Origin of the sequence: Pantoea deleyi (assembly GCF_022647325.1) — a bacterium.
GTDB lineage: Bacteria > Pseudomonadota > Gammaproteobacteria > Enterobacterales > Enterobacteriaceae > Pantoea > Pantoea deleyi.
Genome location: NZ_CP071407.1, coordinates 438,921 through 450,383 on the forward strand (window position 1 = coordinate 438,921; position 11,463 = coordinate 450,383).

Consider the following 11,463-nt stretch of genomic DNA (forward strand, 5'->3'; position numbering starts at 1 on the left):
CCGGGGTTACGCTTTCGGCGCGACATCTTCGCCGAACCATTTGATCGACAGTTTGCTCAGCGTTCCGTCTTTGATCATCGACTCCAGCGCCTGGTTCAGCGCCTGCTGCAGCTCGCTGTTGCCCTTGCGCAGGCCAATCGCCGAGCCGGCACCCAGCACGCCACCGGTGAAGCCATAGCCGCTGCTGCTGATCGCATCGCTCTGTTTTTTCACAAAGGCGTTGAGGTTGGTGCGCGACGCCATCACCGCATCAACGCGGCCATTCAGCAGATCGGCATAGGTTTCCGGACCGGCCTGATAGGTGCGGATTGTGGCGACATCGCCCAGATATTTCTGCAGGAAATCAGCCTGGATGGTGGCGACCTGCACCGCAATGGTTTTGCCTTTGAAGGTGGTTTTCAGATCGTCGATCGCTTTTTTCATCCCGGCTTCGTCATCTGCCGCGACGACCCTGCCGCTGCCCGGCAGGGTCGCCAGCGGACTTTTTTTCGCGGTTACAAAGCTGGAGACGCTGACGGTGTACTGGTGGGTGAAGTCGATCGCTTCGGCACGTTTTGGCGTTACGGTCACCGCATCGACCACGGCATCATATTTACCGTCGATCAGCCCCGGGATCATGCCTGACCACTTCTGCGCGATGATTTCATATTTAAAGCCCGCGCGCTTTGCCAGCTCCGCCACCATATCCGGCTCATAGCCGACGATTTTGCCGCCCGGCGTCGTCTGGTTAAACGGAGGATAGGCCGCTTCGGTCGCAAACTTCAGGGTGCCAAAATCTTTCGCCTGGCTGAACGCGGAGGTGGCAAGCAGTGCCACGGTCAGTGACGCCGTGAACAGGCGGTTACGCATCATCATAGAAACCTCATTGTTATAATTAAGAGAGTAAATCAACTGCGAGGCGCGTCAGCGCCTGCGTCCCGGCGGCAATGCTGCGTTCATCCGGCTGATAGTCGGAGTTATGCAGGTGGTCATCACGGCCCGGTGTGGCCGATCCGATGTGGATCTGGCAGCCGGGTGCGCGTTCCGTAAACAGTGAAAAATCTTCAGCCCCAAAGCTGGCGCTGGGCTGTGCGACGATCGTCTGGTCAAACTGATGCGACAGGATGGTTTCCAGCGCATCGATCAGACGATCGTCGTTCATCAGGGGCGGCACGCCACGCTGGAAGTTAACGTCGATGCGCACATTCTGCGCCAGGGCGACGCCTTCACACATCCGTTTGAATGAGGCTTCCATGGCCGCGCGGACCTCAGGCGATTTCGTCCGGATCGTGCCCTGAAACAGGCAGCTGTCGGGAATGATGTTGTGGGTGGTTCCGCCCTGAATATGTCCGATCGTCAAAACGGCGGAGTGCGCCGGATCGCGTTCGCGTGAAATCAGGGTCTGCAGCTGGCTGATGAGATGAACGGTGGCGATGATCGGATCGGTGCCCATATGCGGGCGGGCCGCATGGGTCGAGACGCCGTGCACCGTCACATCGAATTCGTCGCTGGAGGCCGTGCTGGCCCCGCGTGTCAGGGCGATTTCGCCCGCAGCCAGCTCGGGTTTATTATGCAGGGTTACGGCCCAGTCGATGCCGTCAGCAACGCCATCCGCAATCATGGCGGCTGCGCCGCTGTCGGGCGTCTCTTCCGCGGGCTGGAATATCAGCCGGACCCGGCCTTTGAGCTGCTGGCGGTAGTGCGGCAGGATGGTCGCCACCCCCAGCAGGGTCGCCGTGTGAATGTCATGCCCGCAGGCGTGCATTTTTCCGGGATAGCGGCTGGCAAAGGGTAAACCGGTCTGCTCATGGATAGGCAGCGCGTCCATATCGGCGCGCAGCAGCAGCGTTTTACCCGGCTCTGCGCCCTCGATATCGACCACCACGCCGGTGCGGCCCACTCCGCTGCGGGGCTGAAGCCCCAGCGCCTGCAGGTAGTCCGTCACCAGACCGGCCGTCCGCAGCGTATCGAATCCTAATTCCGGATGGGCGTGGATATCCCGTCGAATCGCCACTAACTGCGAGTCGAGTTCATTAACTCTGGCTTTTATTTCCCCGGCCAGTCGTGCTTTTTCCTGATTCATAGCAGCCCCGGCAATATGAGATCGGCAGGCTCCGGCCAACCTTCTTTTTAATTCATCCTGATGGCGGATGATGATGACCATTTATTTATTCACAGCACGTTGCAGAAAGCAACGCGGAAGAAGCGGCAATCAATCACGATAAATCAATAAGATAGAACTATTTATTGGAAAGTCGTATGAGATAGCAGCGGATCAGCAATAATATTAATAATCCGCCTTGTGACATTACTTTCCCTACTTTCGCGGCGGGATAATGGCTTTAATCCCGCTACTGAAAATAAATCAGCACTCTTTTCGCTGAGGCTGCGGCTGGGCATCCGGAATAAAAACCGAATCGCCGGACGAAACAGCCCAGCCTGACCCGGCTTGCGGATAAGGTTATTCCGCCCCGTCTCCGGCGGGATCGCGCGGCTGAGCCTGCAGCCGGGCAGCCGCCCTTTCCGTTGCCGCACGGCGTGTGGCGATAAAGGGGGCCATCTGAGCCTGTGCCTGTGCCACCTCCTGTGGCGGCGCAGTGCGGGGTGAACCGCTGCTGAAGGGAGGTTCAGGATCATATTCCATCTGCAACTGCACCGCTCTGGCGGTGTCTTCACCGGCGATTTCCGCCACCAGCGTCAGCGCAAAATCGATGCCAGAGGTGACGCCCGCGCCGGTGATGCGGTTACGGTCGCGCACCACGCGCTGGCTAACCGGGTCCGCCCCCAGCAGGGCCAGCTGATCGAGGGAACCCCAGTGGCAGGTGGCACGGTAGCCCTGCAGCAGCCCGGCCGCGCCCAGCACCAGCGACCCGGTATAGACGGACGTAACCCACTGCGCCTGTTCCGCCTGCCGCCGCAGAAAATCCAGCGTGACCGCATCGGACATCAGGGCGATCTGCCCCGGTCCGCCCGGCACACAGATCACATCCAGCGGCGGACAGGCCGCAAACGTCATGGTCGGCACGATCGACAGGCCGCGATCGGACCGCACCGGATGACGATCTTTCCACATCAGGAAGCATTCGACGCCCGGCGTGCGCGCGAACACCTCCCAGGGGCCGGTCAGATCGAGCTGGGTAACATCAGGAAACAGCAACAGGCCTATCTTCAGTGAAGGGGTCATGCGTTAACTCCGGAAATACAGGGGCTTCCATCATGCCCGGCTGGCTGTTCAGATTGCAATGCGCAGGCCGCGGCCGTAGCGAAGTTCTTCAGCGGCGCAGCGCATCATCGCCCGCGCGCGTTATAGCCGCGCCTCGGCGTTTGTGCCGGGCTGTGGGGTAAAAAAGCGGGTCAGGATGTCCGCCAGTTTTTCGGGTTGCTCATCCGGAATAAAGTGGCCGCAGTCAGTTATCGTTTCACCATAAACCTGCTGCGCAACGGCACGCAGGGGCGCCGCCATATCAGGAATCGAGCCACGATCGGCACTCACCGCCAGCAGCGGCAGAGACAGTTTTCCCTGGCGCGCACGCTGGCGATTCTGCTCTGCGGACTGGTCAACGGCGCGGTAGAACGCAAGCCCGGCCCGCAGTGCGCCTGGCTGCTGAAAGACACGCAGATATTCACGCCGGGCCGCCGGATCGATGCGATGCGGGCTGGCGGCTTTCTGGTTGAAAAACCAGTCGAGATAGAGGCCTTCTCTGCCCGCGATCAGGGCTTCCGGCAGGTCCTGCACAGAGTGAAACGCAAAGTGCCAGATTTTCCGGGCGCTCTCCCCGACCAGCGGCAGCGTCTCCGGAAGCGTGACGCCGGGGATGCCCCCGTCCAGCAGCGCCACCCGGCTGACCTTTCCGCTGTATCGGGCTGCCAGTGACCACGCCACCCAGGCACCGACATCATGTCCGGCCAGCGAGAAACGTTCCACGCCGAGCTGTTGCAGCAGCTCGACGATCCGCCTGGCCACCGTGTCCGTGTCGTAACCGTCGGCGGGGAAATCTGAATCTCCCTGACCGGGCATATCGGGGGCGATAACGTTGAAACGGCGGGCCAGCAGAGGGATCACATCCCGCCAGGCATAGCTGCTCTGCGGAAATCCGGCCAGCAGGACCACGGTTTCCGGGTGATCACCGCCTGCATGCAGATAGTGCAGACGCTGTGAGCCGACAGTGACAAAGTGATGCTGAAACGCGGGATGCGACGACATAGAACCTCCGGATATTAAGGAAACGATCATTTCCTTTATTGGTAAAAAAATTAATCGAGCAGCTTCATCGCCAGTGGAATCACGCTGGCGTCCGGCCGGGTCGCCGCCACTTTACCGGCGACCCGCATTCCCAGCACGACGCAGAGCAGCAGAGAGGCCGCCGGTGCACTGTCGAGCGTGGGATTCACGGAGCCATCCTGCTGCCCCTGAAGGATAAGCTGCTGCAGGTTCTGGTAATTGCGCATCAGCGCCGCCCCGACCGCGCCCGCCAGCTCCTCATCCAGCGTCTGCAGCTCTACGGCGCTGACCGCCACCAGACAGCCCCGTTCACCCTCAATGTCACGCACGGAATCCACATAGAACGCCAGCAGCTCTGCCAGTTTCGCCCGGCCGTTATCACACCGCGCCAGACGCTGCGACAGGCTGCTGTTACGCAGAGAGAGATAGCGGGCAAAAACGTCTGCAAACAGCGTGCGCTTGTCGGTAAAGGCTTTGTAGATGCTGCCCGTGGTAAGCTGCATTGCCTGACTCAGATCCCCGATCGACGTGGCGTGATACCCTTTCTGACGAAACAGCAGCATCGCACGATCGAGCACCGCGTCGGCGTCAAAGGCGCGTGGCCGCCCCCGATCCTTGTAGCGGTTATCGTTCATCGCGGGCACCTTTAGGAAACGATCATTTCCCTGAACATAAACCGAATCCCCTGCGGTGTGAAGCTTTTTTATCCCGCCCGGTAAAAGCCGCGGTTTCGGGATCGGGCGGAGCGGACTAGCGCGGGATGAAAGGCGGCCCGAATCTGATCAGGGAACCGGGCCGCCCCGCCGAAAGCGCGTAAGGGAGGCGTCAGGCCACGCCGAGAAAACGCAGCAGCGCCGTCATCATCGCGGCCCCCAGAATGATCATGATCAGCGGTGCCCGCCGCCAGGCCAGCAGCAGCGCAAAGCCCACGCCCGCGACCCGCGCCACACCGGCAAAATGCTGGCCTTCGAACAGCGTGGTGGTCGCGGCGACCGCCAGCAGCAGTATCGTGGCCGCGTCAGAGAGCATCTGCTGCGTGCGCTCACTGATGGGCAGCCGGTTACCCAGCCGGACACCCGCAAAGCGCATCAGATAGGTTCCGGCGGCCAGCAGGGCGATGCCGGCGATGATCAATCCCTGGTGCGTCATTTGCGCGATCTCCATGTCAGCAGGCCCAGTAACGAAAACAGTACCGGCATGCCCGCCGGAACCAGGGGCGTCGCCAGCAGGGAGAGGAGTGCGCCGACGGTGGCGGGTAGCCGGGTGCGACGCTGACGCAGCGCCGGGAAGATCAGGGCGATCAGGATGGCCGGGAAGACGGCATCCAGACCAATCAGGGAGACATCCGGAATGAACTGCCCTATTGCCGCGCCGGTCATCACGCTGACCGGCCAGATCAGGCCAATCCCAATCCCGCACAGCCAGTAAGCGCTGCGGCGCTGGGCCAGCTGAGGCTGAGAGATGCCAAACACCACGCTTTCGTCGTTCATGATGTGACAGCCAAACCAGCCCGACGGCCCCCTGCCCACCAGATCCTTTACCGCAATGCCAAACGGCAGGTGGCGCGCATTGACCAGCAGACCGGCCGCGGCGGCGGTAAAGGGACTGCCCCCGCCCGCCACGATGCCGATAAACAGGAACTCCGACGCGCCCGCCAGCACCAGCGTTGACAAGGCCAGCGGCACCCAGAGGGGGAAACCGTCGGCGGAGGCCAGCGAACCGTAAGAAAGGCCCACGATTCCGTCCGCCAGGCAGACCAGAAAAATCGCTTTTATCACCCCTTTATCCAGCAACGGCATCTGCGGAAAAATCATCATCCCCTCTCATAATGAACGTATAATCCGATATAATGAACAGCCGGGCATCGTTTTACAAGATGAACGTAACGTTCGATAAAAAAAACATTCAGGTTATCAGGAGTGCGTTTGAATACCCCTATCAGCATTATTGCCAATGCCCTCGTGCGGGAACGTCAGCGATCAGGGCTGTCACTGGCTGAGGTAGCGCGCCGCGCCGGCATTGCCAAATCCACGCTTTCCCAGCTGGAGGCAGGAAATGGTAATCCGGGCATTGAAACCCTGTGGTCGCTTTGCGTGACGCTGAATATCCCGTTTTCGCGGCTGCTGGAGCCGGATGCCCGCCGTCTGCAGGTTATCCGGCGCGGGGAAGGACTGACGGTGACGGCCGACCTGGCGGATTATCAGGCCGTTCTGCTGGCCTCCTGCCCGCCCGGTGCGCGGCGTGACATCTATCTGCTGGAGGTTCAGCCCGGCAGCGAGCGCGTTTCACAGCCCCATATTCCCAATACCATCGAGCACATCATTATCGCCAGAGGGCGTGCGCGGGTGGGACCGGTCGACAGTGCGGTCGATCTGGACGTGGGAGATTACATCACCTATCCGGGCGATGAGCTGCATATGTTCCGGGCGCTGGAACCCGATACGCTGGCGCTGCTGGTGATCGAACACACCTGATTAGCGTCCGGCGCGTTTCGCCTCTGTCTGCGCGGGCGTGAGGTGATGAATGAGCTGCACCTCGCTGCTCAGGCAGATAGCCGGATAGTGTTCGCGCATCCCCGCCAGGAGCCACGCATCCGGCCATTCCGCCGCTTTTCCCAGCCGCGCAGCCACCTCACTTAAACGCAGAGTCTCAACGTGCGTCACCCACACAGTGACCGCGTCGGCTGCATCCTGCCGATTTTCCAGTCTCAGCAGGCCAGGGACGATCACCCCCTCCTGCCAGCGTATCGTCGAGGTTTTTTCGCCGCGCCGGACGGCCGGCATCAGGCGCGGAACGAGTGTAAGCCGCTGCATCTTTTCTCCTGCTCATCTGTGGTTATCCGGACAACTAAACACAATTACGGGTTGAAAACAAAATCCTGAATGTTATGTTATAACATAATAATTAACGTGCATTGTAAGGTAACGCTATGACCCTCTCCTCAGTCACTCCCCTCGATCCCCGCCTGCCGGTGGCGGTGCTCTCCGGCTTTCTTGGCGCAGGCAAAACCACCCTGCTGAACCATATCCTGAACAACCGCGAAGGACGGCGGATCGCGGTCATCGTCAATGATATGTCTGAGATCAATATCGATGCGGCGCTGGTGCGCAACGGCGGCGCAGAACTCTCCCGTACCGATGAAAAACTGGTCGAGATGAGCAACGGCTGCATCTGCTGCACGCTGCGTGAAGACCTGCTGCTGGAGGTGAAACGTCTGGCGCAGGCTGGTCGGTTCGACCACCTGGTGATCGAATCCACCGGCATTTCCGAACCCCTGCCGGTGGCGGAAACGTTCACCTTCGAGGATGAAGATGGGGAAAGCCTCTCCGCTTATGCCCGGCTGGACAGCATGATCACGGTCGTGGATGGCCTCAACTTCCTGCGGGATTACCGCTCGGTCGACGATCTTCGGTCGCGTGGCGAATCGCTGGGCGACCAGGATGAGCGCTCCGTGGTGGATCTGCTGGTGGATCAGATTGAATTCTGCGATCTGCTGGTGCTCAACAAAACAGATCTGCTGAGCCAGGCGGAACGCCATGAACTGCAGGGCATGCTGCACGCGCTTAACCCGCACGCCCGTATTGTGGAGAGCGAATTCGGTCAGGTGCCGCTGGACGCACTCCTGAATACCGGCCGGTTCGACTTTGATCGGGCGGCTCAGGCACCCGGCTGGCTGCAGACGCTGCGCGGAGAGCATCAGCCGGAATCGGAGGAGTATGGCATCCGGAGTTTTGTCTATCGCGCCCGCCGGCCGTTTCATCCGCAGCGTTTCTGGCAGGTGGTGAACCACGAACTCGACGGGATCGTCCGTTCAAAAGGCTACTTCTGGCTGGCCAGCCGCCCCGACTATGCCGGACTCTGGTCGCAGGCGGGCGCAGTGGCGCGTCAGGGATATGCCGGCCGCTGGTGGGTCAGCGTTCCGCGCGCCGACTGGCCGCAGGATGCGGAGTCCCTTAACTTCATCGCCGGACAGTGGCAGGAAGGCACCGGTGATGCGCGTCAGGAGCTGGTCTTTATCGGTATCGAAATGGATGAGCCGCGCATCCGTGCGGCGCTGGATCGCGCGCTGCTGACAGAGCAGGAGATGGCGGCCGGCCCGGAACAGTGGGTCATGCTGGCGGACCCGGTTCCCGCCTGGTTTGACGAGGTAACGGCCTGACGCACCGGTTGACGGCATGGCCGGGCTCCGCAATAGTGACACAACCGCGCGGGTGACGATCGCCCGCCGATCCCTGTTCAGGAGGTGCCGCAGATGCCGCAACGTATTGCCGTTATTGGTGCAGGTGTGCTGGGTTTAGCCGTCGCACAGTCCCTTTCCCGTCAGGGTGCGCAGGTCACCGTTTTCGACAAGGGCTGTCCCGGTGGCGGCACCAGCCAGATCAGTTACGCCTGGGTGAATGCCAACGGCAAGGATCCCGCCAGCTACCACGCACTCAATGCGCACGCGACAGAGGCGCACCGGAGCTGGCAGGCCAGCCATCCGGTCTCGCCCCGCTGGCTGCTGGAAACGGGCACGCTGGAATGGGCGGCCGATCCCGCTATCCACCAGCAGCTGACCCGGCGTGCCGCGAAACTCACGGCGCTGGGTTATCCCTGTGAAACGCGTGACCGCGAGGCGCTGCTCAGCGCCCTGCCCGGTCTGCGGCTTGATCCCCGCGTTCAGCAGGCGTGGTTTTTTTCCTCGGAATGCCTGCTCTATCCCAGCCTCTACATCGCCTCTCTGCTGGCCGATCTGCACGCCAGCGGGGGGCGACTCATTTCTCAGAGTGAGGTCACCACGCTGGCGGAGTCGGACCGGGGTGTGCATCTGACGCTGGCCAGCGGTGAAGAGTGGCGCGGCGATCAGCTGGTTCTGGCAACCGGCCGCTGGGCACCTGAGCTGCTCAGCCAGTGCGGGCTTGAACTGGCGATGACCGATGCGAACCGTGCCGATCCGGTGGCCTGCAGTTTTCTGGCGCACACCCAGCCGCTGCCGATCCCGCTTAACTGCAATCTGATCACGCCGGAACTTAATGTGCGGCCGGACGGCGGAGGCCGCCTTATGCTGCAGGCGCTCGATCTGGATCAGCATGCCGATCCGGCCCGCCCGGTTTCGCCGGATGGGCTGATTGGCAAAGAGATGCTGCGACGGCTGCAGCGGCTGTTCAGGCACAGTGAGGGGGCAAAAATTGAGAAAATTGAAACCGGGCAGCGGTCGCGCCCGGCTGACGGATTGCCCGCGCTGGGCTATCTCAGTGCATCGTCAAAAATCTATCTGATGGTCACCCACAGCGGCATGACCCTGGCCCCGCTGCTGGGCAGGCTGGTGGCGGAAGAGATGCTGAGCGGCACCGCCTCGCCGATGCTGAACGATTTTGCACCGCATCGGCTGCTGCGACCGCTCAGTGCGGGCATCAGGTGCGCACCCGCCTATCTTCCTGCGGCGCAGTAACCCTCAGCGGCGGTTCTTCCACACGGTCTGTACGTTACAGAATTCATGCACACCAAAGTGTGACAGCTCGCGACCGTAACCGCTTTTCTTCACCCCCCCGATGGTGACGCGCGGATCGGAGGCCCCGTTACCGTTCACAAACACAGCCCCGACTTCCAGCTGCAGTGCCAGACGGTCGGCGGTCGCTTCATTGCCGCTCCAGACGGTAGCGCTGAGGCCAAAGTCGCTGTCGTTGGCGATCTCAAGCGCATGCTGGGGATCCCGTGCGACGGCAATCGCGGCAACCGGGCCAAACAGCTCCTGACGAAACGCCGTCATGCTGCTGGTGACATCCGCAAGGATCGTCGGTGCATAGTAGTTACCCGGTCCCGCGATCTTTTCGCCACCCAGGACCAGACGCGCCCCTTCTGCCAGCGTAGCCCTGACCTGGCCGTCCAGTTCGTCACGCAGATCGGCGCGCGCCATCGGGCCGAGAAACGTCTTCTCGTCCAGCGGATCGCCCATGGTCAGTGCCTGAACTGCTGCCGTAAAGCGTTTTTCAAACTCGTCGGCAATCGGCGCTTCCACAATAAAGCGTTTGGCCGCCATGCAGACCTGTCCGGTGTTCTGGAAGCGTCCGATCACGGCAGACTTAACGGCTTCATCGAGGTCGGCATCGGCCAGCACGATGAAAGGATCCGAACCGCCCAGTTCCAGCACGGTTTTCTTCAGGGCGGCACCCGCCTGCGCAGCGATTGCGGCACCGGCCCGGACGCTGCCGGTCACGGCGACCGCGGCGATCCGGTCATCTTTAATTGCAATGGACACGCCGTCGTTATCGACATTAATCAGATTAAAGCCGCCCGCGGGCAGATCGGTCGCCCTGAACAGCTCGGCCATCAGTGTGGCGCTTCCCATGACGTTAGGCGCGTGTTTCAGCAGATAGGTGTTACCTGCCAGCAGCATGCTGACAGCGCCCCGCAGAACCTGCCACAGGGGGAAATTCCACGGCATAACGGCCAGGATAACGCCAATCGGACGGAAACGCTGCCAGGCCTCTGCAACCTGAGTCGGCTGATCAGCAAGCATCGCCGGGCCATGTTCAGCATACCAGTCACATAAGTTCGCACATTTCAGGACTTCGGCACGGGCCTGTGCAATCGGTTTTCCCATCTCCAGCGTGATTGTGCGGGAGAGTTCCGGTTCGCGCTGACGGAGCTGTTCACCCAGCTGGCGCAACACGCGCACTCTGTCCGCCATGTCGCTCTGCTGCCATCGGGCATATGCAGCGGCGCTCTCTGTCAGTGCCTGCTCCAGCTCTGATGCGGACTGTAAGGGATAGCGTGCCAGAATTTCACCCGTTGTCGGGTTACGTGATAGGACATGTTCAGTCATGATGCCGGTTTCCTCATTCTGTCAGTGATGGAAAAACGATACGCGCTCTGGTTGGTGATGAAAAATGAATAATAGTGAGGAAGTTGTTTATTAAAAGTGAACTGATGCTGGCAGGATCGGTTCGGCGAGACGATCGGGATCCCTGCATTTCGCTTATCTCAGCCGGCAGACTGCCCGCAGAGGATCGCCAGATTCTGATGTTTTCCACTTATACAGTGACCAGATCCTAAAAAACGATCCTTAACAGATCATAGAGAGATCCTAAGAGATCCCCGATCGTCGCAGGCCGCACGCCCCAAGGGCTCAAAGGGTGATCGTGTTCACTATAATCAGTAAAGTGTTCACTGTAATCAGTACTTTATTCACTGTACCAGGTAGAATGTTCACTATAAACAGTGCTAATGTTCACTGTAGTCAGAAAACGATCCCTTTCATCCACAGAATGAAGATCTTAAGC

At 60.6% G+C, this 11,463-nt stretch carries 12 protein-coding genes; 3 read left to right on the forward strand and 9 right to left on the reverse strand.

Annotation, left to right across the window (positions count from 1 at the left end):
• Window positions 1-6: 6 nt before the first annotated feature.
• From J1C59_RS21300 to J1C59_RS21330, 7 genes are all read right to left on the reverse strand, one after another.
• Window positions 7-855 (reverse strand): substrate-binding periplasmic protein, encoded by an 849-nt coding sequence (locus J1C59_RS21300; RefSeq protein ID WP_208721845.1) that lies wholly within the window; start codon window positions 853-855, stop codon window positions 7-9.
• Between the two features lie 19 nt (window positions 856-874).
• The gene (locus tag J1C59_RS21305) at window positions 875-2,062 is read right to left on the reverse strand and encodes a M20 metallopeptidase family protein (protein WP_128087012.1); all 1,188 of its coding nucleotides are present in this window, start codon (window positions 2,060-2,062) and stop codon (window positions 875-877) included.
• A gap of 378 nt (window positions 2,063-2,440) precedes the next feature.
• On the reverse strand, window positions 2,441-3,163 hold the full coding sequence (locus J1C59_RS21310; protein WP_128087011.1) for a DJ-1/PfpI family protein: 723 nt from the start codon (window positions 3,161-3,163) through the stop codon (window positions 2,441-2,443).
• Window positions 3,164-3,283: 120 nt separating this feature from the next.
• Window positions 3,284-4,183, reverse strand: a complete 900-nt coding sequence (locus tag J1C59_RS21315) for an alpha/beta fold hydrolase (RefSeq protein ID WP_128087010.1) — start codon at window positions 4,181-4,183, stop codon at window positions 3,284-3,286.
• 50 nt (window positions 4,184-4,233) lie between these two features.
• Entirely contained in the window at window positions 4,234-4,836 is a 603-nt protein-coding gene (locus J1C59_RS21320; protein ID WP_140916926.1) for a TetR/AcrR family transcriptional regulator, read from the reverse strand.
• A 190-nt stretch (window positions 4,837-5,026) separates the two neighbouring features.
• Entirely contained in the window at window positions 5,027-5,350 is a 324-nt protein-coding gene (locus J1C59_RS21325; protein WP_128087058.1) for an AzlD domain-containing protein, read from the reverse strand.
• Window positions 5,347-6,015, reverse strand: a complete 669-nt coding sequence (locus J1C59_RS21330; RefSeq protein WP_128087057.1) for an AzlC family ABC transporter permease — start codon at window positions 6,013-6,015, stop codon at window positions 5,347-5,349. The genes J1C59_RS21325 and J1C59_RS21330 overlap by 4 nt, the downstream gene beginning before the upstream one ends.
• A 111-nt stretch (window positions 6,016-6,126) precedes the next feature.
• Between J1C59_RS21330 and J1C59_RS21335 the strand changes: the two genes are divergently transcribed.
• Window positions 6,127-6,675, forward strand: a complete 549-nt coding sequence (locus J1C59_RS21335) for a helix-turn-helix domain-containing protein (RefSeq protein ID WP_111138934.1) — start codon at window positions 6,127-6,129, stop codon at window positions 6,673-6,675.
• On the opposite strand, the gene J1C59_RS21340 is transcribed toward J1C59_RS21335, so the two are convergent.
• Window positions 6,676-7,014 (reverse strand): ASCH domain-containing protein, encoded by a 339-nt coding sequence (locus tag J1C59_RS21340; RefSeq protein ID WP_111138933.1) that lies wholly within the window; start codon window positions 7,012-7,014, stop codon window positions 6,676-6,678. It abuts the gene before it with no gap.
• A 116-nt stretch (window positions 7,015-7,130) separates the two neighbouring features.
• On the opposite strand from J1C59_RS21340, the gene zigA reads away from it, so the two are divergent.
• Together zigA and J1C59_RS21350 are read left to right on the forward strand one after the other, a co-directional pair.
• Window positions 7,131-8,360 carry a zinc metallochaperone GTPase ZigA gene (gene zigA / locus J1C59_RS21345; protein ID WP_128087009.1) on the forward strand — a complete coding sequence of 410 codons (1,230 nt, stop codon included), beginning with the start codon at window positions 7,131-7,133 and terminating at the stop codon, window positions 8,358-8,360.
• A gap of 93 nt (window positions 8,361-8,453) precedes the next feature.
• Window positions 8,454-9,632 (forward strand): NAD(P)/FAD-dependent oxidoreductase, encoded by a 1,179-nt coding sequence (locus tag J1C59_RS21350; protein WP_140916927.1) that lies wholly within the window; start codon window positions 8,454-8,456, stop codon window positions 9,630-9,632.
• Between the two features lie 3 nt (window positions 9,633-9,635).
• Here J1C59_RS21350 and J1C59_RS21355 read toward each other — a convergent pair whose 3' ends face one another.
• A complete protein-coding gene (locus tag J1C59_RS21355) occupies window positions 9,636-11,006 on the reverse strand; it encodes an aldehyde dehydrogenase family protein (protein ID WP_128087008.1) in 1,371 nt (456 codons plus the stop codon).
• Window positions 11,007-11,463 lie beyond the last annotated feature (457 nt).